This is a genomic window from Oceanicella sp. SM1341 (assembly GCF_003448965.1).
Classification (GTDB): Bacteria; Pseudomonadota; Alphaproteobacteria; order Rhodobacterales; family Rhodobacteraceae; genus Paroceanicella.
In genome coordinates this window covers 150,903-174,469 of sequence record NZ_QRGC01000009.1, presented here as the reverse complement: position 1 = coordinate 174,469, position 23,567 = coordinate 150,903, and the positions used below count along the sequence as shown (strand labels likewise).

Below are 23,567 nucleotides of genomic sequence, written 5' to 3'. Positions count from 1 at the left end.
GAAAATGGGAGCCATCCGTCTGGAAGCCGTCGAGAAGTGGTTCGGCGCGGCCCAGGTCATCAAGGGCGTCGATCTCGAGATCGCCGACGGCGAGTTCGTGATCTTCGTCGGCCCCTCCGGCTGCGGGAAGTCCACCCTGCTGCGCCTGATCTCGGGGCTGGAGGAGGTGAGCCGCGGCCACATCCGCATCGACGGGCGCGACGTGACCGCCGAGCCGCCCTCGGGCCGCGGCCTTGCCATGGTGTTCCAGAGCTACGCGCTCTACCCGCACATGACCGTGCGCGACAACATGGGCTTCGGGCTGAAGACCGCGGGCGCGCCGAAGGCCGAGATCGCCGCCAAGGTGGACGAGGCCGCGAAGGTGCTCAAGCTCGAGCCCATGCTCGACCGCCGGCCCAAGGACCTCTCCGGCGGCCAGCGCCAGCGCGTGGCCATCGGCCGCTCCATCGTGCGCGAGCCGGCGGCCTTCCTCTTCGACGAGCCGCTGTCCAACCTCGACGCCTCGCTGCGCGTGGAGATGCGCTTCGAGATCGCCAAGCTGCACCGCGACCTCGGCGCCACGATGATCTACGTCACCCATGACCAGGTCGAGGCGATGACCCTGGCCGACAAGATCGTGGTGCTCTCGGCCGGGAAGATCGAGCAGGTGGGCAGCCCGCGCACCCTCTACGAGCGGCCCGACAACCTCTTCGTCGCCCAGTTCATCGGCAGCCCGAAGATGAATGTCTTCCCCTGCGCGGTCTCCGGCGCGGCCTACACGCTGGAGGGCCACGGCGGCGGGGCGGCGCCCGCGCATGCCGCGGCCGCCACGCAGCTCGGCATCCGCCCGGAGCATATCGAGCTCGTCGCGCCCGGCGAGGGCCAGTGCACCGGCACTGTGGAGGTGGCCGAGTATCTCGGCGCCGACGTGATGCTCTTCGTCGACTGCGGTGCGCTCGGCGTGCTCAACGTGCGCCATGTCGGCGACACCGAGCTGCGCCCGGGCGACAAGGTGGGCCTCGCCTTCGATGCCGCCCGCACGATGTTCTTCGACGCCGAGGGCCAGGCCCTCTGGGCCGACTGACACCGGCACGGCCGCGGCCCCTGCCGCCGCCCGCAAGCATGATCGCGGCTGCCACCGCGATCGTTACGGATGGTCGCGGCTGCGTGCCGCGATCCTCACGACTGGTCGCGGCCGCTTGCCGCGATTCTCAAGACTGGTCGCGGCGGCGTGCCGCGACCGGGGCCGTGTCACGCCGCGGGCGTGCCGGGGCGGTGCTCCCCCCCGGTGCGCAGGCCCCCGCGGCCGCGACACGGCCGGGTGTTTCCGGGCGCTCCCCTCCCCGGGGGGCGCCCGCCCTGCTTCCCCATCCTTTCCGCATCCTTTCCGCGGCGCGCAATCGCGCTAGCTGGCCCCCCGAAAGCGCGCGCCGGCGCGCCGGCCGGCCCGAGAGGACACCCGATGAAGAAACTCGTCAACGACATCCCCCGCATCGTGCCCGAAGCCCTCTCCGGCCTCGTGGCGCTGAACCCCAACCTCGCGCTGCTGGGCGGCGAGACCACGGTGCTGCGCGCCGACGCGGAGGCCTTCCGAACCGAGGGCAAGGTGGCGCTGGTCACCGGCGGCGGCGCGGGGCACGAGCCGGCGCATGCGGGCTACGTGGGGCGGGGCATGCTCACGGCGGCGGTCTCGGGCGATGTCTTCGCCTCGCCGGGCACCGACGCGGTGCTCACCGCCATCCGCGCCGTGGCCGGACCCGCGGGCGTGCTGCTCATTGTGAAGAACTACACCGGCGACCGGCTGAACTTCGGCCTCGCCGCCGAGATCGCCCGCTCCGAGGGCATCGCGGTGGAGATGGTGATCGTGACCGACGACGCGGCCCTGGGGGCGGCCGAGCACACCGCCGGGCGCCGCGGCATCGCCGGCACCGTGCTGGTGCACAAGGTGGCCGGCGCCGCGGCCGAGGCGGGCCTGCCGCTGGCCGAGGTGAAGGCGCTGGCCGAGGCCGCGGTGGAGGGCATGGCGACCATGGGCGTCGCCCTCACCCCCTGCACCGTGCCCGCCGCCGGCAGCCCGAACTTCGAGCTCGGCGAGAACGAGATCGAGCTCGGCCTCGGCATCCACGGCGAGCCGGGGGTGGAGCGCGTGCCCCTGCGCCCGGCCCGCGCGCTGGTCGAAACCCTGATCGACCGCATCATCGCCGACCGCGGCTTCACCCCCGGCACGCGTCTGGCACTCCTGGTCAACAACCTCGGCGCCACTCCGCCGATGGAACAGGCCATCGTGGCCCGCGACGCGCTGCAGATCCTCACGGCAGGCGGCTTCGAGGTGGTGCGCGCCTGGTGCGGCACCTTCCTCACCGCCATCGAGATGGCCGGCGTCTCGCTCACCCTGCTGCGCTGCGACGCGGGCACCGAGGCCGCACTCGACCTGCCGGTGGAGGCCCCGGCCTGGCCCCGGCAGGCGCTGATCGCCGCCCCCTCCGCCCCGCACCGCATCGCCGCCCCGCAAGCGCCGGAGGCCGGGGCGAAGGCCGAAGGCGAAGCCGCCGGCCCGCGTTTCGAAGCCGGCCTCACCGCCATCTGCGAGGCGCTGCTCACGGCCGAGCCCGAGCTCACCCGCATGGACCAGGCGGTGGGCGACGGCGACATCGGCCGCTCGCTGGCCGCCGCGGCGGAGGCGGTAAGGGCCGAGGCCGGAGCCCTCGCCGCCCTGCCGCCGGGCGCTGCCCTCGCCCGCTGCGGCGCGCTGGTGCGCCGCGCCATCGGCGGCACCTCCGGCCCGCTCTATGCCATCCTGTGCACCGCCGCGGCCAACACGCTGGAGCGCCGCCCCGACGCCTGGGCCGAGGCCTTCGCGGCAGGCGTGGACGCGCTCACCGGGCTCGGCGGCGCGCGCCCGGGCGACCGCACCATGGTCGACGCCCTCGCCCCCGCCCGCGAGGCGGCGCTGGCCGGCGAGGGCCTGCCCGCCGTGGCCCGCGCCGCGCGCGAGGGCGCCGAGCGCACCGCGGACATGCAGGCCCGGCTGGGCCGTTCCTCCTACCTCGGCGACCGCGCGAAGGGCCACAAGGACCCCGGCGCCGAGGCCGTGGCGCTGTGGCTGGAGGCGCTGGCCGCCCGGCTCGGCGGCTGAGAGGCCTCAGCCCGCCGCCGGCACCGCCTCCGTCTCCCGCGCCCGCAGGCGCAGCACGAAGGCGAGGGCCGGCGCGGCGAGACCGAGGGCCGATGTCGGGCCCCAGCCCCAGTGGCTGAACACGAAGGCACCGAGCCCCGAGCCCACGGCGCCGCCGATGAAGAACGTGGCCATGAACAGCCCGTTCAGCCGCCCGCGCGCCCGGGGGGCGAGCCCGTAGATCTCGCGCTGGCTGAACACGAGGTTCGCCTGCACCCCGAAGTCGAGCACGATGCCGGCGAGCACCAGCATGCCCAGCCCCAGCGCACTGCCCGGCGCGCCGACATGGCTCAGCACATAGGCGATCACCGCCAGCGCCATCGCGGCCAGCGCGCCGCCGCGCCCGAGGCCGCGGTCGGCCCAGCCGCCGGCGAGCGGTGCGGCCACCGCCCCCGCCACCCCCGCGAAGGCGAAGAGCGCGATGCCGGCCTGGCTCAGCCCGTAGTCGGGGCCGGCGAGCAGCAGCGGTGTCGTGGTCCAGAACAGCGAGAAGGAGCCGAACATCATCGCCTGCCCGACGGCACGCTGGCGCAGCACCGGATGCGCGCGCACCAGCCCGGCCATGGAGCGCAGCAGGCCGAAATAGCCGGTCACCCGCTCCGGCCGGTGCACCGGCAGCCGGCGCCACAGCGCCACGCCCATCGCCGTCATCGCCAGGGCCGAGAGCACGAAGACCATGCGCCAGCCGGCGATCTCGGTGACCAGGCTCGCGGCCGGCCGGGCCAGCATGATCCCGAGCAGCAGCCCGCTCATCACCTTGCCCACCTCGCGGCCGCGGGCCTCCTCGCTCGCCAGATGCGCGGTGAGCGGCACCAGCATCTGCACCGAGACCGAGCCCAGCCCGAGCGCGAGGCAGAAGAACAGGAAGGGCCCCGCGCTCTGCGACAGCGCCACCCCCACCGAGCTCGCGATGCCGAGCGCCAGCACGCCCAGGATCAACCGGCGGTTCTCCGCGAGGTCGGCGAGCGGCACGAGGAACAGCAGTCCCAGCCCGTAGCCCGCCTGGCACATGGTCACGATCAGCCCGGCATGGGCGGTGGAGATGCCGAGCGAGCCGGCAATCAGCCCGATCAGCGGCTGGGCATAGTAGATGTTGGCGGCGATGAGCCCGCAGGCCGTCGCCATGGTGAGCGAGAGGCTGCGGGTGAGACCGGGCTGCTGAGACATGGGCTGGTCCTTTCCCGGCGCCGGGGGGCGGCACGGGTGGCTGGGTCGGTGTCCTGCGCGGCGCGGCGCGGGGAGAGGGCGGGAAGCCCGGCCGGAGGCAGCGCGTGCGGCCGGCGGTCGGGCAAGGGCCCCGCACCGGCGCCGCGACACGGCGCCACGGGTGCGGGCACACTCTTTTCATAGCCAGCGCGAAACACCCTTGGCAAGGGCGGATCGACAGGCGATGTTGCAGCGCAACGCCAGCAGGCGGCTCCGGCCGCACGCCCGCTCCGCAGCGCCGCCGCCCGGATGGCAGCCCGCCGCCCCCATTCTTGCGACCATGCTTCGCCACCGCGCGTGGTGAGCGCCGGGTGACGGGAGCGAAACCGGCCGCCCTGCGGGCAGATCCGCCGCGAGCCGGGGCGGCATCGCCTCTCCGCGCCGCGGGCTCCGCAGGCTCGCCCGGTCGCCTCCACCGCCCCGCGGGGCATGCGAACCGCCCCTCCGGAGGCACAAGAGCCGCTCCTCCGGGGCCATTGGAACGGCCTCTGGGGCAACTGAAATCGCCCCTCCGGGGTGGAGAAACCGCCCACCCGGGGCAATTGAAACCGGCCCTCCGGGGCAACTGAAACCGCCCCTCCGGGGCGAGGCCTCCCGCTCCCCGGGGCACGCCGGAGCACGCCTTCGCACTTGCACAGCGGGTGTAGGGCGCGTATCCACCGCCGATTGCGACGGGTGCCCCGCTCCGCCCCGGCAGAGGCACGCCAGGCCCGCCCGTCGCCCAGTGATCACAGCGCTTCGGGAGACCTGGAGCACCGGAACAGGACCGTGCAGCCCATGCAAGCACAGAACATGTCCGACCAGGCGGCGATCTCGTTCCGCGGTGTCGGCAAGAGTTTCGCCCAGAAGGGCAAGGACAGGCCGGTGACGGCGCTCGAGGGCATCGACCTCGACGTGCCGCGCGCCGCCATCTCCGGCATCATCGGCCGCTCGGGCGCCGGCAAGTCGACCCTGCTGCGCATGGTCAACGGGCTCGAGCGCCCCACCGCCGGCCAGGTGATCGTGAACGGCCATGACGTGGGCGCCGCCGGCACCGCCGAGCTGCGCGAGATCCGCCGCTCGGTGGGGATGATCTTCCAGCACTTCAACCTGCTCGCCACCCGCACCACCTTCGGCAACATCGCCCTGCCGCTGGAGATCGCCGGCGTGCCCGCCGCCGAGATCCGCCCCCGGGTGAACGAGCTGATCGAGCTCGTCGGGCTCGAGGCGCAGGCCAACCGCTACCCGGCCGAGCTCTCCGGCGGGCAGAAGCAGCGCGTGGGCATCGCCCGGGCGCTGGCCACTCGGCCCAAGGTGCTGCTCTCCGACGAGGCGACCTCCGCGCTCGACCCCGAGACCACCCGCCAGGTGCTCGACCTGCTCAAGCGCATCAACGGCGAGCTGGGCCTCACCATCCTGCTCATCACCCACGAGATGGGCGTGGTGCGCGACATCGGCTCCCACGTGGCGGTGATCGAGGCCGGGCGCATCGTCGAGCAGGGCGAGACCTACGCGGTGTTCTCCGCGCCCTCCCACCCCACCACGCGCTCGTTCCTCAAGGGCGTGACCGGGGTGGTGATGCCGCGCTTCCTCGCCGAGCGCATGGTGCCGGACTACGCCCCGGGGCTGCAGACCGTGCTGCAGGTGACCTTCACCGGCAGCCACGCGACAGACCCGATGCTGGCGCGCCTCGGCACCGCCATGGGGCTCGAGGTGAACATCCTCGCCGGCGCGGTAGAGGAGATCGGCGAGCGGCCCTTCGGCAGCCTGATCGTCTCGCTCGACGCGGAGCCGGAGCGGCTCGCCACCGCGCGCGCCTTCCTGCACGACCACGGATTGAGGACGGAGGTTCTGGGCCATGTCCGCTAACCTGATCAACCTGCTGATGGAGGCCACCCTCCAGACGCTCTACATGGTCGCGATCTCCACGCTGATCGGCACGCTGATCGGGGCGCCGCTGGGCATCTTCCTCGCGGTGTCGCGCCGGGGCGAGCTGATGGCCGCCCCCGCGGCCAACGCCGTGCTGGGGCTCATCGTGAACGCCACGCGCTCCACGCCCTTCATCATCCTCGTGGTGGCGATCATCCCCTTCACCCGGTTCGTCACCGGCACCTCGATCGGCACCAATGCCGCCATCGTGCCGCTGACGGTCGCCACCATCCCCTTCGTGGCGCGGCTGATCGAGAACGCGGTGCGCGAGGTCGACAGCGGGCTCATCGAGGCCGCGCGCGCCATGGGCGCCACCCCGATCCAGATCGTGCGCAAGGTGCTGGTGCCCGAGGCGCTGCCCGGCATCACGCTGGGCATCACCCTCACCATCGTGAGCCTGATCGGCTATTCTGCCATGGTCGGCGCGGTGGGCGGCAAGGGGCTGGGCGACCTCGGCATCCGCTACGGCTACCAGCGCTTCATGCCCGAGGTGATGGCCGCCGTGGTGCTCATCCTCATCGTGCTCGTCCAGCTCGTGCAGACCGCGGGCGAGATGCTGGCACGCCGTTTCGACAAGAAGGCCCCGAAGAACCGGGGCCGCTGACCTCCAAGGAAGGAAGCAGACATGTCCGCACTGAAATTCGCCGCGCTGGCGGCCGGTTTCGGCCTCATCGCCGGCGCCGCCTCCGCCGAGACCATCAAGGTGGGCGTCACCCCCGGGCCGCATGCCGCCATCATGGAGAAGGTGGCCGAGGAGGCCGCGAAGGAAGGTCTCGAGATCGAGATCATGGAGTTCTCCGACTACGTGGTGCCCAACCAGGCCCTGGCCGACGGCGACCTCGACGCGAACTCCTTCCAGCACCAGCCCTACCTCGACAACCAGGTGCGCGACCGGGGCTTCGACCTCGTCTCCGTCGCCACCACGGTGAACTACCCGATGGGCGTCTACTCCGAGCAGCTTACCTCGCTCGACGACCTGCCCGAGGGCGGCTCCATCGCCATCCCCAACGACCCCACCAACGGCGGCCGCGCGCTGCTGCTGCTCGAGAGCCTGGGCTACATCGGCGTGGATGACGCGGCCGGCCTCGCCGCCTCGCCGCTCGACGTGACCGAGAACCCGAAGAACATCGACTTCCTCGAGCTCGACGCCGCCCAGCTGCCCCGCTCGCTGCAGGACGTGGACGCGACGGTGATCAACACCAACTACGCCATGGAGGCCGGGCTTAAGCCGGGTGTCGATTCCATCGCGCAGGAGCCCAAGGACAGCCCCTACGTGAACGTGATCGCCGTGCGCTCCGACGAGCAGGACGCCCCCTGGCTGCCGACGCTGATCAACGCCTACCACTCCGACGCGGTGAAGCAGTTCATCGAGGAGAAATACGAGGGCGCCGTCGTCACCAGCTGGTAAGACGCCGATCCCCGGAACGAGAGACGCCGCGCCCGGAGCCCCCGGGCGCGGCGTTTTCCTGTCCGGGTGGCGGGGCCCCGGTCGCGCCTCAGCCGCGCCGGCGCACCGCCCAGAGGATGCCCATGCCGACGAGCGCCGAGGCGGTGGAGGCGAGCAGGATGGCAAGCTTCACCCCCTCCAGCTCCTCGCCCGAGAAGGCGGCGGAGGCGATGAAGATCGACATGGTGAAGCCCACGCCCGCGAGGCAGCCCGCCCCCAGCATCTGCGACCAGCGGATGTCGGGCGAGAGCCGGGTGATGCCCAGCTTCACCGACACCCAGCACACGGTGAAGATGCCCAGCGGCTTGCCGATGGCAAGGCCGCCGACCACGCCCAGCACCTCCGGCGAGGAGACCGAGAAGCTGGCACTGCCCACCGCGATGCCGGTGTTGAAGAAGGCGAAGAGCGGCAGGATGAGGAAGTTCGACCAGCTCTCCAGCGCGCGCTGCAGGTGCACGCCCGGCTCGCGCAGCCGCTCCAGCGCGTTCTGCAGGATGGAGAGCGTGCCGTCGCGGACGGTGGGGCGCTCCTCCTCGCGGTCGTCGAGCTCGGCCTCGAACACCGCGGCGGTCTGCGCCGCGACGCCGTGCAGGTTTCCGCTGCGCCGCGAGGGGATGGCCACGGCGGTGAGCACGCCCGCGAGCGTGGCGTGCAGGCCCGAGGCATGCACGAAGCCCCAGAGCAGCACGCCGAGGATGAGGTAGGGCGTGCGGGCATAGACCCGCGTGCGGTTCATCAGCGCCATCACCGCCAGCACCAGTGCCGCACCCACCAGCGGCGTGGGCTCCAGCCCGTCGCCGTAGAAGGCCGCGATCACCAGGATGGCGCCGAGATCGTCGGCGATGGCCAGCGCCGAGACGAAGATCTTCAGCGAGGTGGGCACATGCCGGCCCAGCAGCGCCATCAGCCCGAGGGTGAAGGCGATGTCGGTGGCCATGGGAATGCCCCAGCCATGCGCGGTCTCGGTGCCGATGTTGAAGGCGGTGTAGATGAGCGCGGGGGCCGCCATGCCGCCGATGGCGCCGATGATCGGCAGGGCGGCGCGCGCGGGGTCGGACAGCTCGCCGTCCACCAGCTCGCGCTTGATCTCGATGCCCACGATCAGGAAGAACACCGCCATCAGCCCGTCGTTGATCCACTGCTCCAGCGGCAGGGCGAAGCCGGCCTCGCCCCAGGTGAAGCCGAAATCCGTGTCGCGCACCCGCTCGTAGAGCTCGTGGTAGCCGATGTTGGCCACCACCAGCGCCGCGAGCGTGGCGACCAGCAGCACCAGCCCCGCCGAGGCCGCCCAGTGGAAGAAATCATCCGCCGCGAGGCGCACCCGCAGGCCGAGCGGGCGTTTCACCGCCTCGATGAGCTCCACCTCGTCCCAGGCGCCGAGGTAGAGACGGTTGTCGATGAACAGCAGCGGCGTCATGGCCGCTCCGCCCCGCGTGGCGGAGGCACGGTCCTCGGCGATGCGCGCGCCCACCTCCCCGGAGTCGAGATCGGCCTCGAACCGGGCCGTGTCGAGCCCCAGTTCGGCCGCGATCCCGCACATCGCCGCGCGGTCGAAGGCGCCGTGGTGGCTGGTGAGCGCCTGGTGCATGTCGAGGAAGCGGCCCTGCAGGCCGGCGGCCACGGCGGCGCGGGCGGCGAGGTCGCTCTCGGGCATGCGCGCGCCCGAGGGGTTCTGGCGGATGGCGATCACGGCGTCATGCTCGCCCAGGTGTTCCATGGCCTTGAGGATCACCGCGCGTCCGCGGTCGGCGTGGCGGAAGGTGTAGTCGACGTACCACACCAGCTCCGCCCCGGCCCCGGGCGTGCCGACGAGGAAATCGCGCTCGGGGTCCAGGGGGTCTTTGAGATGTCTCGACACGTGGGGCTCGCTTTCTGAGGGTCGTCGGCCGGCTGCGGGGGCCGGCCGTCCGGGCAGTCATCCCGGCAGATAGGACGGCCCGCCGGGGCGGCGAGCCGCGCCTGAGCCGGTCTACACCCGCGCGCCGGGGAAGGGCAGGGCCGAGTTTGCAGCCCCGCCCTGCCCTCACCGCAGGTCAGAGCGCCAGCGAGCCGAGCAGGATCACCGCGATGGTGGCGACCACCGGGATCATCACCGCCACCACGAAGATGTCGCCGTAGGACTGCTTGTGGTTCAGCCCGGTGATGGCGAGCAGGGTGATCACTGCGCCGTTGTGCGGCAGCGCGTCGAACCCGCCGGAGGAGAGTGCTGCCACCCGGTGCATCAGCCCGGGGTCGATGCCCTGCTGCTGGGCCAGTTCCATGAACTGCGCGCCCAGCGTCTCCAGCGCGATGGACATGCCGCCCGAGGCCGAGCCGGTGATGCCGGCGAGCACGTTGGTCGAGACCGCGACCGAGACCAGCGGGTTCGAGGACACGCCCAGCACCGCGTCGCGCACCAGTGCGAAGGCCGGCAGGGCGGCGATGGTGGCCCCGTAGCCCACCTCGGAGGCGGTGTTGAACACCGGCAGGAGCGAGCCCATGGTGCCGGAGTTGATGCTGTCCTTCAGCCGCGGCAGGCGGCGGTAGTTGAGCGCCACCAGCAGCACGATGGAGAGAACGAGGGCCGCGATGATCGCCCAGATGCCGCGCACGGAGGAGATGTCGGTGGCGCCGTACTGCTCCTCGGCGAGGTAGGAAGTGTCCATCCAGGGGATGATCACGTAGGTGAAGAGCGCGTTGAGCACGATCACGCTCACCGCCGGCGCGATGGCGATGGCGAAGGCGGGCGGATGGTCGGTGGCGTCGCGGTCGGGCGCGTCGGCGGCCACGGCCTCGTGCTGGCCGTAGCCCTCGCCCTTCGCCGCCGCCGCCGCGGCGCGGCGGTTGAGCCAGAAGGTGCCGCCGAAGAACATGATCAGCCCCGCCAGCGTGCCCAGGATCGGCGCCGCGAAGGGCGTGGTGCCGAAATAGGGCATGGGAATGGCGTTCTGGATGGCCGGGGTGCCGGGCAGCGCGGTCATGGTGAAGGTGAAGGAGCCGAGGGCGATGGCCGCCGGGATCAGCCGCTTGGGAATGTCGGCGCGCCGGCACAGCTCGTTCGCGATCGGGTAGACCGCGAAGGCCACCACGAAGAGCGACACGCCGCCATAGGTGAGCACGCCGCAGCTCAGCACCACCGCGGTCATCGCGTGCTGGCCGCCGAGCCGCGAGACGATCCATTCCGCGATCGCCCGCGCCGAGCCGCTGTCGGCCATCAGCTTGCCGAAGATGGCGCCGAGCAGGAACAGCGGGAAATACTTGATCACGTAGCCGCCGAGTGCGGCCATGAACACCTGCGTGTAGGTGCCCAGCAGCGGCGTGCCGCCGCTCAGCAGCGCCGCGAGCAGCGCCAGCAGCGGTGCGAGAATGAGAACGTTGATCCCGCGATACGCGAGATACATGAGCAGACACAGCGACAGTAATATGCCGACGAGCCCCAGATCCATCGTGGTTTCCCCCCAGGTTTCTCCGCCGCGCCGCGACGGTTCGTCCGGGGAACCCTAGTCCGTTCGCGGCAAGGGTAAATAGTATTGACCCGACGACACAGCGTTCACGAAATCAGAACCCGGCGGCAAGCGCCCGCACCGCGGCGCGGTATTCCTCGCCCAGCCGGGCGCAGAGCTCGGAGGCGCCGGGCAGGTCGGTGATGCCGCCCACGCCCTCGCCGGCCGACCAGATGGTCTTCCAGGCCTTCACGTCGGCGGCCATGTCGAGCCCCTCGTGCGGCGGCAGGGCGTCGGGGTCGAGCCCGGCGGCGGCGATGCTGGGGCGCAGGAAATTCGCGTTCACCCCGCTGATGCGGTCGGTGTAGATCACGTCGGCCGCGTCGGCGCCGAGGATCATCGCCTTGTGCTCGCGCGGCGAGAGCGCCTCGCGCGTGGCGATGAAGCGGGTGCCGAGATAGGCGAGGTCGGCGCCCATCGCGCGGGCTGCTGCCACCTGCGCGCCGGTGTTGATCGCCCCGGCCAGCAGCAAGGTGCCGTCGAAGAAGCCGCGGATCTCGGAGGTAAGCGCGAAGGGGCTCATCCGCCCCGCGTGGCCGCCCGCGCCCGCGCTCACCGCGATGATGCCGTCCACCCCGGCGCCGGCCGCCTTGCGGGCGTGGCGCAGGCTGATCACGTCGTGGAACACCACGCCGCCATAGGCCTGCACCTCGCGCACCAGCTCGGGCACCGCGCCGAGCGAGGTGATGACCACCGGCACCTTGTGGCGCACGGTCATCTCGAGGTCGGCGTCGAGGCGAGGGTTGGTGCGGTGCACGATGAGGTTGACGCCGAAGGGCGCGGGGGGCGGCCCGCCCGCCGCCTCGGCCTCCGCCAGCCGGTCACGGATTTCGGAGAGCCAGTCTCCGTAGCCTTCCGTGCTGCGCTGGTTCAGCGCCGGGAAGGTGCCGAGCGCGCCGGCCCGGCAGGTCTCCACCACCAGGTCCGGCCCCGAGGCGAGGAACATCGGTGCTGCGACCACCGGCAGCCGCAGCCGCCCCTTGAGCTGGTCCGGCAGGGCCATGTTGCACTCCTCCTTCGTGTCGCGGCGCCGCTGCGGGCGTGAAATCCTGTCACCGCCGCGCTCCGGGGCGCGGTGTCCTGCTGTCCCCACGCGTCGCGGGGTGGTCGTATCCTCGCCCGCGCGGTCTGCTCCCGAGCGCACGGGCCAGTGCGGCCTCTTTCCGCCCACCCCCGGGGCCCGGACGCCTGCGCATCCCCTCTGGCGGCGCGGGAAAGCCACTGCCTGCGCGGGGGCGACGCAGGGTCACGTACCGCCGCGCCCCAGCGCGCGCGGGGCGCTCTCGGCGGCCTTTTCGCGGGCGAGGGCGGCGAGATGCGCCGCGGCGGCGGCATGGTCCGGCGTGCCGGGGTCGTAGCGCCCGGCGCGGATGTCGGCGGCAAAGCGGGCCTGGTCGGGGTCCTCCGGCCGCAGGGCGGCGAGGCGTTCGACCTCCGCGCGCAGCGGGGCTTCGCCCGCCTCCACCTGCCGCAGGGCGATGGCGAGGGCGTTGGCCACCATCAGCCCGCGGTAGCGCGCCGCCTCGGGCAGCTCGGGCATCAGTTCGGCCCGGTAGACCTCCAGCGCGGTGGCGATGAGGTCGGCGGCCTCGGGGGCGTCACGCATGGCTCTCCTCCGCGGTCATCTCCATGATGTCGAGCTCGAGCGCCGGCAGCACATGGGCGGTGAGCGCGAGCTCGAGGCTGCGCTCGCCGCCCGAGACATGCCGCTCCGCCTGCTGCAGCGCGATCACCGCCCAGCGGAGCGTGGCCATCACCTCCCAGTAGCGCGCACGGGGGCGGTCCACCCGGCCGCCGGCGGCCTCGTAGCCCGCGTAGAAAGCCTCGCGCGGCGCGATGCCGCCCGCCTCCGCCGCCAGCGCGCCGAAGCGCCAGCAGGGCGCGCAGAACCAGCCCAGATCGGCCTGCGCATCGCCCCAGGCGGCAAACTCCCAGTCCAGCACCGCGGTGAGCCGAGCGCCCTCGACCATGTAGTTGCCGGTGCGGAAATCATTGTGGCACAGCACCGGGGGCCCCGGCGGCGGCGCGTTGCGCTCCAGCCAGCGCAGGCCCCACTCGAGGATCGGGTGCGGCACCCGGTGACCGTCGAGCCAGCGGCGGAACTCGGCCACGGCCGCGAGGCCCGGGTTCTCCGGCACCGCGCCGAGAAAGCCGAGCTCGGCCCGCGGCGGGGTGATCGTGTGGATGCGGGCAAGCTCGACCCCGAGCGTACGGGCGAGCGCCGCCCCAGCCGCCGGCCCCTGCGCGCCGCCCTCGGCCATGGCGCGCACCAGCAGGTGGCCCGCCGCCACGCCGCGCACCCGAGCCATCACGAAGAGCGGACGGCCCGTCACCGCCCCTTCCGCGTCGAGCCACAGCGGCTCGGGCACGGTCACACCCGCGGCATGGGCGGCGCTGAACAGGGCGAATTCCTCGGCCCGGCCAAGGCTTTCCGCCACGCCCGAGGGCGCGTCGGTGCGCAGCACCAGCGCGAGGCCGCCGGGCCGGCTGCCGCCCTCGAAAGCGACATCGAGCGCCCAGTTCTCCTGTATCGCCCCGCCGGAGAGCTTCGCGAGGCCGCTCACCCGGGCCGAGGCGGCGCCGGCGCGCGCGGCGAGCCAGGCTTCCAGCGCGGCCCGATGCCCCTCCATCAGACGCCCCAGCCCCAGAAGTCGCGCCCCTCCTTCGCGAGGAAGCGCGACAGCACCATCTTGTGCACCTCCGAGGCGCCGTCGACCAGCCGCGCCTGGCGGGCGTAGCGGTACATCCACTCCAGCGGCGTGTCGGTGGAATAGCCCTTCGCGCCGTTGAGCTGGATGGCGGTGTCCACCGCCTGCTGCAGCGCGTCGGCCACCACGATCTTGGCCATGCTCACCTCCTTGCGGGCGAAATCGCCCTGCTCGAGCTTCCAGGCGGCCTTCATGGTGAGCAGCCGGCCGATCTCGATCTGCATCGCCGCCTCGCCCAGCAGGGTCTGCACGCTCTCGTGCGCGGCCAGCGGCGTGCCGAAGGCGATGCGCTCGCGCACATGTGCCTCGCCGATCTCCAGCGCCCGGCGCGCCATCCCCAGCCAGCGCATGCAATGGGTGAGCCGGGCGGTGCCGAGCCGGATCTGCGTGGCCTTCAGCCCCTCGCCCACGCCCATCAGCCGGTTCTCGTCGGGGATCTCGAGCCCCTCGAACACGAGCTCGCAATGCCCGCCATGCTCCTCCGGCCCCATGATGGGGATGCGGCGGACAATCTCCCAGCCCGGGTCGTCGCGGTGGAACAGGAAACAGGTGAGGCCGCGGCGCGGGTCGTCCGAGGTGCGCGCGACCAGCAGGAAATGCGCCGCCACACCCGCCCCGGTGATGAACCACTTGGTGCCGTTCACCACCCAGCGGTCGCCGCGCTTCTCGGCCGTGGTGCGCATCATCCCGGCGGGGTCGGAGCCGGAGCCGGGCGCGGGCTCGGTCATCACGAAGGCGCTGCGCACCGCGCCGTCGACGACGGGCTGCAGCCAGCGCGCCTTCTGCGCTTCGGTGCCCACCTTCTCCAGCAGCATCATGTTGCCATCGTCCGGGGCGGCGCAGTTGAAGCACACCGGGCCGAAGATCGAGCGGTTCATCTCCTCGTAGAGGGCGGCCATCCCCACCGGGCCGAGGCCGAGCCCGCCGCGGGCCACCGGCATCTGCGGCGCCCAGAGGCCGGCGGCCTTCACCTCGGCGCGCAGGCGCTGCAGGGCGGGCTCGGCGATGTTCTCATGCGCGTCGCGGGCGGCGGGGTCGGCCTCAAGCGGGATGATCCGGGTCTCGACGAAATCGCGCACCCGGCTGCGCAGGGCGTCTGTCTCGGGGGAAAGGGCGAAATCCAAGGGGCGGCTCCTTTCGGGGGCTCAGAGCGAACTTGCGAGGTGCCCGCCGTCGACGGCGAGCACCGAGCCGGTGACATAGCCCGAGCCGGGCGCACAGAGGGCGAGCAGCGGCAGGTCGAGGTCCGACATCTGCCCCAGCCTGCGCTGCGGGATGCGCCGGACCAGCGCCTGCCCGGGCTCGGTGGCGAAGAACGCGCGGTTGATGTCGGTCTCGACATAGCCCGGCGCGAGGGCGTTCACCCGGATGCCGTGCCGCGCCCATTCGAGGGCCAGCGCCGAGGTGAGCTGCACCAGCCCGGCCTTCGCCGCGGCATAGGGCGCGAGCCCGCCGGCCACCCGGAGCCCGAGGATGGAGGCGATGTTGACCACCACCCCCGGCCGGCCCGCATCGCGCAGCCGGCGCGCGCCGGCGCAGGCCACGGTGAAACAGCCGGTGAGGTTGGTGTCGATCACTGCCGACCAGTCCTGCGGCGTCACGTCGAGGGCCGGGCCGCCGCCGGAGATGCCGGCGTTGTTGATGAGGATGTCGGGCGGGCCGAAGGCGGCGCAGGCGGCGTCGAATGCGGCCTCCACCGAGGCGGGGTCGGTCACGTCCATCGCCACCGCCTCCGCCGTGCCGCCGGCGGCGCGGATCTCGGCGCAGGCCTCCTCCAGCGCCTCGCGGCGCCGGGCGGCGAGCACCACCCGCGCGCCGGCCCCGGCGAGCAGCCCGGCGAAATGCCGGCCCAGCCCGCCGCTGGCGCCGGTGACGAGCGCGGTCTGCCCCGCGAGCGAAAGGGTGAAGCTCATGGCGCGCCCCGGCGCCCGGCATCGCGCCGCGCGCAGGCGCACGGCCCCGGCAGTGCTGGCATGTCTCCCCCCTCTCCTCGTTTTTCTGCCCCCAGCCTAGACCGGGCAGGCCCGGCAGGTCGAGAGGCTTCGCGAGGAAGGGGGGCGGGGTCGGAGCGGGCAGCCCCGCGTTCCGTAACGTCCGGCGGGCGTCAGGCGCGGTAGACGCAGCCCTCGGCCTGGCCGTCGATGCCGCGGCTCACGGTGACATGGGTCATGCCCTCCACGTCCGGGCGCAGCCGGGCCCAGATCCAGGCCGCGACATTCTCCAGCGAGGGGTCTTCGAGCCCGTCGATATCGTTGAGATACGAATGATCGAGCTGGAGGCGCAGAGCCTCGACATGGCGCTCGAGCTCGTAGAGATTGGTGGCCCAGCCGAACTTGGCGTCGGGCGAGCCGGAAATGTGTACGCTGACCTTGAAGGAGTGGCCGTGCAGCCCGGAGTAGGGCGGCAGCTGGTGTGCGGCTTCGAAGGTAAATTGCTTGTAGGTCTCGATGAGTGCGGTCACGATTATGTTTCCAGTGCAGGTATAGGAGCGTTGAAGACGGTCAATTCCAGTTACTTGGCATCATGTCTGCCACCTGATCGAGCTTGATATCGAGTAGTTGCATTGCTAGTGATCCACAACCGGGAAGCTGTGGTTATGGTGCAGAGATCAGGTGTTTGCAAGCTGTTATGATACAGACTGAAATACTGCTGAGTGCCACATTTCCGAGAGGTTTGGAAGGTGGCTGGCGAGTGGCCGAATAAAGGAGAGAATGCCATGTATGCGGTGAGTTCAGTAGCACGACGCCTTGTCGGTCTTGTGTCACTCCTTGCTTCCGTGCTGTGGGTGACCGCCTCCGGCGCGGCCGAATTGCAGGCGCCCAGCGGCCCGCCACTGCTCACCATCGAGGGCCGGATCTCGAATACCAATGTCGGGGACACGGCGCAATTCGACCGCGAGATGCTCGAATCCCTCGGGATGGAATCCTTCACCACCACCACGCCCTGGTTCACCGGCGCGACCGAGTTCGAGGGCGTTCCGATGGCGAAGCTGATGGAGCTGGTCGGCGCGGAGGGCACCGTGATCGAAGCCGTCGCGCTCAACGACTACCGTACCGAGGTTCCGATAGCCGACTTCGAGACGTACGGAACCATCCTCGCCCTCAAGCGCGATGGCGCCTACATGCCGATCCGCGACAAGGGCCCCCTGTTCATCGTCTACGACTACGACAGCGCAACCGAGCTGCAGAGCCAGGACTTCTATTCCCGTTCGGTCTGGCAGCTCGCCCGAATCGTCGTGAAATAAGGATCGATGCTGAAGTTCTTCACCAGAAACGTGCCGAGGCCCGGCACGGCGGTCCGGGCGATCCGAATCGTGCTTGCCGTGGTGATGATCTGCCTGCTCTCGGCAGCGTCCTACATCTCGGTCCTGGTGTTGAAACGTCAGGCGGCGCTCAGCCACGTCTCGCGCTACGACGTGGCCTTCAGCGCGGCGCAGGGGCTGAGCGAGTTCCTGCGCATGCGCGGCGAGCTCTACGAACTGGCGCTGGCTCCCGGCTCCCAGGCCGCGGCGGACGCGGTACGGCTGCGCTACGAGATCCTGCTCAGCCGCATGTCCCTGTTCGAGGCCGGCGACTTCCGCGGCTTCGTCACCGAGGATCCGGATCGCGCCGAGGCGGTGGAGCAGATCTCCGACACGCTCTTCGCGCTCGATCCGATCATCGACGACCCGGCCCGCAGCCGCGAGGCGCTCGACATCACCCGCCCGCTGGAAGGGCGCTTCACCGGCCTCGTCTCGGCGGCGAACGCCTACGGCGGCTCGCAGGTGGCGCGCGAGCAGCGCGAGCTGTTCCAGCTGCACTGGGAGTTCACCGGCCTTGCCATATCGCTGGCGGTGGGCGGCTTCGTGCTGTTCCTGCTCAACGCCTGGCAGAACCGGCTGCTGGTGGTGGCCCAGACCTCGCTGGCCGACACCAACGAGGAGCTGCGCGAGGCGGGCGCCGAGCTGGCCGCCGCGGTCACCGAGAAGCAGCGCGCGAACGAGGAGCTCACGGTTCAGAACGGGCTGTTCGAGACCGCGCTCGACAACATGTCCCACGGGCTGGCGATGTTCGATGCGGGCGGCCGGGTGATCGTGAGCAACCGGCGCATGGCCGAGATCTTCCGACTGCCGGAACGCCGGCTGCTGCCCGGCACCGGGCTGGAGGAGCTGGAGCAGGCGCTGGTGGGGGCGGGCACCTGCTCGACCCGCGACGCCCGCGAGCTCCTGCTGCCGCGCGATGCCGGCGGCCTGCCCAGCGGCCCGGAATCCTTCGTGCTCCACCTGCAGGACGGCCGGGCCATCATGCTCTCGCGCCAGCCGATGGAGAGCGGCGGCTGGACCGCCACCTACGAGGACATCACCGAGCGCCACCGCGCCCAGGCGCAGGTCTACCACATGGCCCGGCACGACGTGCTCACCGACCTGCCGAACCGCGTGCTCCTGCTCGAGCAGTTCCGCACCACGCTCGGCCGCGACCGCGCCGCCGGCCGGATGACCGCAGTGCTGTGCATCGACCTCGACAACTTCAAGAAGATCAACGACACCTACGGCCATCCCTTCGGCGACAAGCTGCTGTGCCAGGCCGCCCTGCGCCTGCGCGCCATCTTCCGCGAGGAGGACACGCTCTCGCGGGTGGGGGGGGACGAGTTCATCGTGGTCTACGGCGATCTCACCTCCCCCGATCAGGCCAATGCCATCGCCACCCGCCTGGCCGAGGCGCTGGCCGAGCCCTACTACATCGGCGGCCACGAGGTGTTCTGCGCCGGCAGCATCGGCATCGCGGTGAGCGAGAACAGCGAGGAGAGCGTCGACGACCTGCTGGTGAACGCCGATCTCGCGCTCTACGAGGCCAAGGCGGCCGGGCGGGCCACCTACACCTTCTACACCTCCGACATGCTGGTGCGCACCAAGCGGCGCAGCCGCATCGAGAGCACCCTGCTCTCCGAGAGCTTCGACGAGCAGTTCCATCTCGCCTTCCAGCCCATCACCGACCTCGCCACCGGCCGGGTGACCTCGGTGGAGGGGCTGGTGCGCTGGCGCCATGCCGCGCAGGACCGGGTCTCGCCGCAGGAGGTGATCTCGGTGGCCGAGGAGACCGGGCTCATCGTCGACCTCGGCGCCTGGGTGCTGCGCGAGGCCTGCAGCATGGCCACCACCCTGCCCGGCGAGATCAACGTGGCGGTGAACCTCTCACCGCTGCAGTTCGGCCGCTCCAACATCGTGGACATCGTCTCGCGGGTGCTGAAGGAAACCGGCCTGCCGGCGCGCAGGCTCGACCTCGAGATCACCGAGACCCTGCTGCTGGAGGACAACCTGCGCATCGTGGAGGACCTGCGGGCCCTGCGCGCGCTCGGCGCCCGGCTCTCGCTCGACGATTTCGGCACCGGCTATTCCTCGCTGCGCTACCTGCGCCGCTTCGCGGTGGACAAGATCAAGATCGACCGCTCCTTCATCGAGGAGATCGGCCGCAACCGCGACCATTCCTCCATCGTCTACGCCATCATCAACATGGCCAACAGCCTCGGCATCCGCACCGTCGCCGAGGGGGTGGAGACCGCCGAACAGCTCGAGATCGTGCGCGCCGCCGGCTGCTCGGAGGTGCAGGGCTACCTGGTGAGCAAGCCGCTGCGCAAGGAGGATCTCGACGGTTTCCTCGCCGGGTTCAGCGGCTGGCACACCATCGGAAAGGCCGGGGAGCGGGCGGGAGAGAGCACCGGGCGCTGAGCCCGCCCCGGAGCGGCGCGCGGCCCGCGCCGCCCCGGCCCCGCCTCACATCCCGCCGAGGCGGTTTGCAAGTGCCAGGCGGCGCAGCTCTTCCGCCGCGTTGCGCGACAGCGGCAGGCCCGCCGCCTGTTCCACGTCATGGCGCGTCACCCCGAGGTCGCGCAGCACCCACTCGTCCTTGTGCAGCAGGTTGCGGAACGCGGCGCGGTCCAGCCGCTGGCGGCGGCGCTCCGCCATGCGCGCGGAGACCGCCCGCAGCCAGCCGCCCCATGGCCCGCCCGTGGCAGACCGCGTGGGGATGTCGATATGTGCATACGTCATCTGCCTGTCCTTTCGGCTCGGATTTCCGTGTTCGATACGCTGAAGATGAGGGCGCGGGCGGGTTCAATCAAACGAATAGATCTGTTACTCTGATTCAGAATTATTGAACGTCCCCCCGCAGCATTCCCGACCCACGATCCGGGAAACACCGCCGCGCCGGGGGCAGAGGGGAGAGCCAGCATGAGCCGCCGGATGCCCGAGACCCTGCGAGAAACCCTGCCCGGTGCGCAGCCCGAAGCCGATGTGCCCCTCGGGCCGGCCGGGCCGGAGCCGGAACCGGAACTGCATGCCGCCCTCGGCCGGGTCGATTCCGACCTGCTGCGCACCTATGTCGCGATCGTGGAGACCGGCAGTTTCTCCCGCGCGGCGGACCGGGTGGGGCGCACGCCCTCCGCGGTCTCGATGCAGGTGAAGAAGCTCGAGGGCCTGCTCTCGGCCTCCCTGCTGCGGCGCGACTCGCGCGCCGTCACCCTCACGCCCCAGGGCGAGGTGCTGCTCTCCTACGCCCGGCGCATCCTCGCGCTCACCGGCGAGATGATGGCCCGTTTCCGCACCGCCGAGATGTCCGGCACGGTGCGGCTCGGCGCGCCGGACGACCTCGGCGCGCTGGTGCTGCCGGACGTGCTGAGCGAGTTCGCCTGCACCCATCCCAACGTGACCGTCGACGTGGTGATCGGCTCGTCGGACGAGCTTTCCCGCCGGCATGCCGCGGGGCTGCTCGACGTGGCGCTGGTCTATGCCCGGCCCGAGACACCGCAGGTGCGCGGTGCCAGCGTGGTGCTCGCCTCGCCGCTGGTCTGGGCCGGCTGCCGCGGCGGCGCGGCCTACCAGCGCCGACCGCTGCCGCTGGCGATGTGGGACCAGCACTGCGCCTGGCGGCTGGGCGCCGTGGAGGCATTGCAGCGCGAGGGCATCGACTTCCGCTTCGCCTATCTCAGCGCCAATTTCAGCGTGCAGATGAGCGCCGTCTCGGCCGATCTCGCCATTGCGCCGGTGCCCTCCTTCCTCGTGGAGCCGCCGCTGGTGGTGCTGGGCGACGACTGCGGCCTGCCGCCCCTGCCCTCGGTGCAGATCCGCAAGCTTGAGCGGCCGGGCGCGGATGCCCAGGTGCAGGCCGTGGCCTCGCTCTTCCTGCGCAGCCTCGAGCCTTGGCGCCAGGCCCACTTGCCCCGCCGCAGCCAGCAGCACGCCCTGCCTGCCTGAGGCCCGACGGCCGGTGCATGCATGCGCGGGAACCTTTCCGCGCCGGCCGCGTTGACACCCGGAAACCAAGTCCTTGGACGTCGCGGCCATCCCGGCACGCCGACGCATTTCACGGGGGAGTTCCGGACGATGACACTCGGCACCATTCTGGTGATCATTCTGCTTCTGGTTCTGATCGGCGCCCTGCCCACCTGGCCGCACAGCCGCGCCTGGGGCTATTATCCCAGCGGCGGGCTCGGCCTCGTGCTCGTGATCGTAATCATCCTGTTGCTGATGGGACGGATCTGACCCACAGTTCCCGAGCGGCCCCCCGCTCAGGGGCCGCTTCATGGCCTCGAAACCCTAGAACAATTCAACTCGCAGAAGAGGTATCCACCATGACCAGCATTGCCAAGCGTATCGCCCTCCTCGGTTTCTTCCTCGGCCTTGCGGCCTGCAACACGGTGCAGGGCATGGGTGAGGACATCCAGTCCGGTGGGTCCGCCATCGAGGAATCCTCGGAGAAAGTGCAGTCCGACATGAACAACTGATCGTCGGTTCCGGTCCGGGCCCGTCAGGGCTGGTCCCCGCCCGGGCCGGACACCGTCGACCCCGCGCGGCTTCCGAGGGGGCCGCGCCGCGCCTGGGCTGCCTCAGGCAGACTCGGCCGATCTGCTGTCGCCGAGATGCTGGGCCTCGAACACCGCCTGCGACACCGGCATCCCGAACAGCGCCCCCTGCCCCGTGGTACATCCGAAGGAGAGCAGCAGGCCCGCCTGGCCGGCGGTCTCGATGCCTTCCGCCGCCACCTCCAGGTTCAGCCCGCTGCCGAGCCGGGCCACGGCCTCGACCATCGCCGGGTCCGCCAGCCCCCCGCCGTCGCCGGAGACCGCCGAACGGTCGATCTTCAGGCATTGCAGGGGCACGTCGCGCAGCAGCCGCAGCGGCGCGAGCCCGGTGCCGAAACCGTCGAACACCGCCCCCACGCCCGCCGCGCGCAACCGGCCCAGAAGGGCAGGCAGCGTCTGGCGGTTGCGCAGCATCGAGGCCTCGTTCAGCTCCAGTTCCAGCGCGCGGGCCGGCAGATCGCAGGACCTGAGCAGCGCCGGCACGCGTTCGGCCAGCCCGGGCCCGTGCAGCTGCGCGGAAAACAGGTTCACGCTCATCTTCAGGCCGGAGAAGCCCCGCCGCCGCCAGGCCGCGAGGGTGCGGCAGGCGGTCTCCAGCACCCAGTCGCCCACCGGCCCGGCGAGCATGCTGCTGTCGAGCCCGCTCAGGAAGGCGCCGGGGGTCAGCAGGCCGCGCTCCGGGTGGTTCCAGCGCAGCAGCGCCTCGGCCCCCGCCAGCGCGCCATCGGCCAGCCGCACGCGGGGCTGGAAATGCAGCACGAATTCGCCCCGCCCCCAGGCGCCGTGCAGCTCGCGCATCAGCGTGCCGCCGGTGAGCGAGCTGGCCCGCATCTGAGGGTCGAAGAACATCACCCGGCCCCGCCCCAGCGCCTTGGCCCGGTACAGCGCCATGTCCGCATCGCCCAGCAGGTCGCCCAGCGGCGTGCCCGGCGCGCGGCAGGCCACGCCGATGCTGGTGCCCACGTGCAGCAGGTGGTTTTCCAGCGGCACGGCCTCGCCCAGCAGCGCCACCACGCGCTCGGCCATGCGGCGCAGGGCGGCGGGGTCGCGGCGGCCCTCGAGCAGCAGCACGAACTCGTCGCCCCCCAGCCGCGCCACCAGGGCCCCCTCCCCCGCCGAAACCAGCCGCTTCGCCACGGCGACGAGCAGCTGGTCGCCGCCGGAATGTCCGAAGACGTCGTTCACGTGCTTGAACCCGTCGAGGTCGAGCACCATTGCCGCGCCGCCCCGGCCGCTCCGGTCGAGCGCCTCCAGCCGGCGGCGCAGCAGGGCGCGATTGGCAAGGCCGGTGAGCGGGTCGTGCTCGGCGGCATGGCGCAGCTCGGCCTCGGCGCGGCGGCGGTCGGTGATGTCGCGCAGGATGGCGCCGAACACCGGCCGTCCCCCCTCCTCCCAGCGCGAGAGCGACAGCTCCACCGGGAACTCCGTGCCGTCGCGGCGCAGCGCCGGCAGGGTCACGGTCTGGCCGGGGCTGCCCTGGCCGCGGCCCGCGGCCACCCGCGCGAGGCCGATCAGCCGGCGGCCGTGCAGCGAGCTCGGCAGGATGATCTCCAGCGTCTCCCCCAGCGCCTCGGCCGCGGTATAGCCGAACATGCGCTCGGCCCCGGCATTCCAGAAGCGGATGATGTTGCCCTCGTCCACGCAGATGATGCTGTCCGGAGAGGTGCTCGACACCTGTTCGAAGCGCAGGCGGGAGGCATCCGCCCCGGCGCGGCGCGGGCGCAGCTCCTCCAGCCGGGCCACCACCAGCTCGGCGAGATCGCCGAGCGTGAGGCGCTCGGCCTCGCTCAGCCCGCCGGGCCGGGGCACGGTATCGGATACGCAGA

At 71.7% G+C, this 23,567-nt stretch carries 21 protein-coding genes; 10 read left to right on the top strand and 11 right to left on the bottom strand.

All coding sequences use genetic code 11. The annotated features are described in order from the left end of the window. Positions 1-4: 4 nt before the first annotated feature. Positions 5-1,063, top strand: a complete 1,059-nt coding sequence (locus D3P35_RS10940; RefSeq protein ID WP_118134762.1) for an ABC transporter ATP-binding protein — start codon at positions 5-7, stop codon at positions 1,061-1,063. A gap of 378 nt (positions 1,064-1,441) precedes the next feature. Further along, positions 1,442-3,115, top strand: coding sequence for a dihydroxyacetone kinase family protein (locus D3P35_RS10935; protein WP_118134761.1), 1,674 nt, complete (start codon positions 1,442-1,444; stop codon positions 3,113-3,115). A 6-nt stretch (positions 3,116-3,121) separates the two neighbouring features. Here D3P35_RS10935 and D3P35_RS10930 read toward each other — a convergent pair whose 3' ends face one another. After that, positions 3,122-4,321: an MFS transporter gene (locus D3P35_RS10930; RefSeq protein WP_118134760.1), complete on the bottom strand. Its 1,200-nt coding sequence runs from the start codon at positions 4,319-4,321 to the stop codon at positions 3,122-3,124. An 816-nt stretch (positions 4,322-5,137) separates the two neighbouring features. On the opposite strand from D3P35_RS10930, the gene D3P35_RS10925 reads away from it, so the two are divergent. Genes D3P35_RS10925 through D3P35_RS10915 form a run of 3 tightly spaced genes read left to right on the top strand, consistent with a single transcriptional unit; the run spans position 5,138 to position 7,676 of the window. Further along, complete coding sequence (locus tag D3P35_RS10925; protein WP_370030957.1) at positions 5,138-6,208, top strand: methionine ABC transporter ATP-binding protein; 1,071 nt, start codon at positions 5,138-5,140, stop codon at positions 6,206-6,208. Beyond that, positions 6,198-6,872 (top strand): methionine ABC transporter permease, encoded by a 675-nt coding sequence (locus tag D3P35_RS10920; protein ID WP_118134758.1) that lies wholly within the window; start codon positions 6,198-6,200, stop codon positions 6,870-6,872. The genes D3P35_RS10925 and D3P35_RS10920 overlap by 11 nt, the downstream gene beginning before the upstream one ends. Before the next feature lie 21 nt (positions 6,873-6,893). After that, the gene (locus D3P35_RS10915) at positions 6,894-7,676 is read left to right on the top strand and encodes a MetQ/NlpA family ABC transporter substrate-binding protein (protein WP_118134757.1); all 783 of its coding nucleotides are present in this window, start codon (positions 6,894-6,896) and stop codon (positions 7,674-7,676) included. Between the two features lie 88 nt (positions 7,677-7,764). Here D3P35_RS10915 and nhaA read toward each other — a convergent pair whose 3' ends face one another. The 8 genes from nhaA to D3P35_RS10875 form a co-directional block, all read right to left on the bottom strand. Next, complete coding sequence (gene nhaA, locus D3P35_RS10910) at positions 7,765-9,573, bottom strand: Na+/H+ antiporter NhaA (RefSeq protein ID WP_118134756.1); 1,809 nt, start codon at positions 9,571-9,573, stop codon at positions 7,765-7,767. A 175-nt stretch (positions 9,574-9,748) separates the two neighbouring features. Then, positions 9,749-11,140 carry a GntP family permease gene (locus tag D3P35_RS10905; RefSeq protein WP_232830456.1) on the bottom strand — a complete coding sequence of 464 codons (1,392 nt, stop codon included), beginning with the start codon at positions 11,138-11,140 and terminating at the stop codon, positions 9,749-9,751. A 112-nt stretch (positions 11,141-11,252) separates the two neighbouring features. Beyond that, the gene (locus D3P35_RS10900; protein ID WP_118134755.1) at positions 11,253-12,200 is read right to left on the bottom strand and encodes a nitronate monooxygenase family protein; all 948 of its coding nucleotides are present in this window, start codon (positions 12,198-12,200) and stop codon (positions 11,253-11,255) included. A 243-nt stretch (positions 12,201-12,443) separates the two neighbouring features. Next, a complete protein-coding gene (locus D3P35_RS10895; protein ID WP_118134754.1) occupies positions 12,444-12,803 on the bottom strand; it encodes a DUF6285 domain-containing protein in 360 nt (119 codons plus the stop codon). Then, positions 12,796-13,827, bottom strand: a complete 1,032-nt coding sequence (locus D3P35_RS10890; RefSeq protein ID WP_198670563.1) for a phosphotransferase family protein — start codon at positions 13,825-13,827, stop codon at positions 12,796-12,798. The genes D3P35_RS10895 and D3P35_RS10890 overlap by 8 nt, the downstream gene beginning before the upstream one ends. After that, positions 13,827-15,029: an acyl-CoA dehydrogenase family protein gene (locus D3P35_RS10885; protein WP_118134753.1), complete on the bottom strand. Its 1,203-nt coding sequence runs from the start codon at positions 15,027-15,029 to the stop codon at positions 13,827-13,829. The genes D3P35_RS10890 and D3P35_RS10885 overlap by 1 nt, the downstream gene beginning before the upstream one ends. A gap of 21 nt (positions 15,030-15,050) precedes the next feature. Next, a complete protein-coding gene (locus D3P35_RS10880) occupies positions 15,051-15,818 on the bottom strand; it encodes an SDR family NAD(P)-dependent oxidoreductase (protein WP_118134776.1) in 768 nt (255 codons plus the stop codon). A 191-nt stretch (positions 15,819-16,009) separates the two neighbouring features. After that, positions 16,010-16,366, bottom strand: coding sequence for a 6-carboxytetrahydropterin synthase (locus tag D3P35_RS10875; RefSeq protein ID WP_198670562.1), 357 nt, complete (start codon positions 16,364-16,366; stop codon positions 16,010-16,012). Between the two features lie 255 nt (positions 16,367-16,621). On the opposite strand from D3P35_RS10875, the gene D3P35_RS10870 reads away from it, so the two are divergent. Further along, positions 16,622-17,149, top strand: a complete 528-nt coding sequence (locus D3P35_RS10870; protein ID WP_118134752.1) for an oxidoreductase — start codon at positions 16,622-16,624, stop codon at positions 17,147-17,149. A gap of 6 nt (positions 17,150-17,155) precedes the next feature. After that, a complete protein-coding gene (locus tag D3P35_RS10865) occupies positions 17,156-19,609 on the top strand; it encodes a bifunctional diguanylate cyclase/phosphodiesterase (RefSeq protein ID WP_198670561.1) in 2,454 nt (817 codons plus the stop codon). A gap of 45 nt (positions 19,610-19,654) precedes the next feature. On the opposite strand, the gene D3P35_RS10860 is transcribed toward D3P35_RS10865, so the two are convergent. Beyond that, positions 19,655-19,930, bottom strand: coding sequence for a hypothetical protein (locus D3P35_RS10860; RefSeq protein WP_118134751.1), 276 nt, complete (start codon positions 19,928-19,930; stop codon positions 19,655-19,657). Between the two features lie 180 nt (positions 19,931-20,110). On the opposite strand from D3P35_RS10860, the gene D3P35_RS10855 reads away from it, so the two are divergent. The 3 genes from D3P35_RS10855 to D3P35_RS10845 all read left to right on the top strand — a co-directional run bounded on the left by D3P35_RS10855 (position 20,111) and on the right by D3P35_RS10845 (position 21,663). Beyond that, positions 20,111-21,133, top strand: a complete 1,023-nt coding sequence (locus tag D3P35_RS10855) for a LysR substrate-binding domain-containing protein (RefSeq protein ID WP_198670560.1) — start codon at positions 20,111-20,113, stop codon at positions 21,131-21,133. A gap of 129 nt (positions 21,134-21,262) precedes the next feature. After that, a complete protein-coding gene (locus tag D3P35_RS10850; RefSeq protein WP_118134750.1) occupies positions 21,263-21,421 on the top strand; it encodes a DUF3309 family protein in 159 nt (52 codons plus the stop codon). Between the two features lie 89 nt (positions 21,422-21,510). Further along, complete coding sequence (locus D3P35_RS10845; protein WP_118134749.1) at positions 21,511-21,663, top strand: entericidin A/B family lipoprotein; 153 nt, start codon at positions 21,511-21,513, stop codon at positions 21,661-21,663. A gap of 102 nt (positions 21,664-21,765) precedes the next feature. Here the strand turns inward: D3P35_RS10845 and D3P35_RS10840 are convergent, their stop codons facing one another. Further along, positions 21,766-23,550, bottom strand: a complete 1,785-nt coding sequence (locus tag D3P35_RS10840) for a bifunctional diguanylate cyclase/phosphodiesterase (protein WP_118134748.1) — start codon at positions 23,548-23,550, stop codon at positions 21,766-21,768. Positions 23,551-23,567 lie beyond the last annotated feature (17 nt).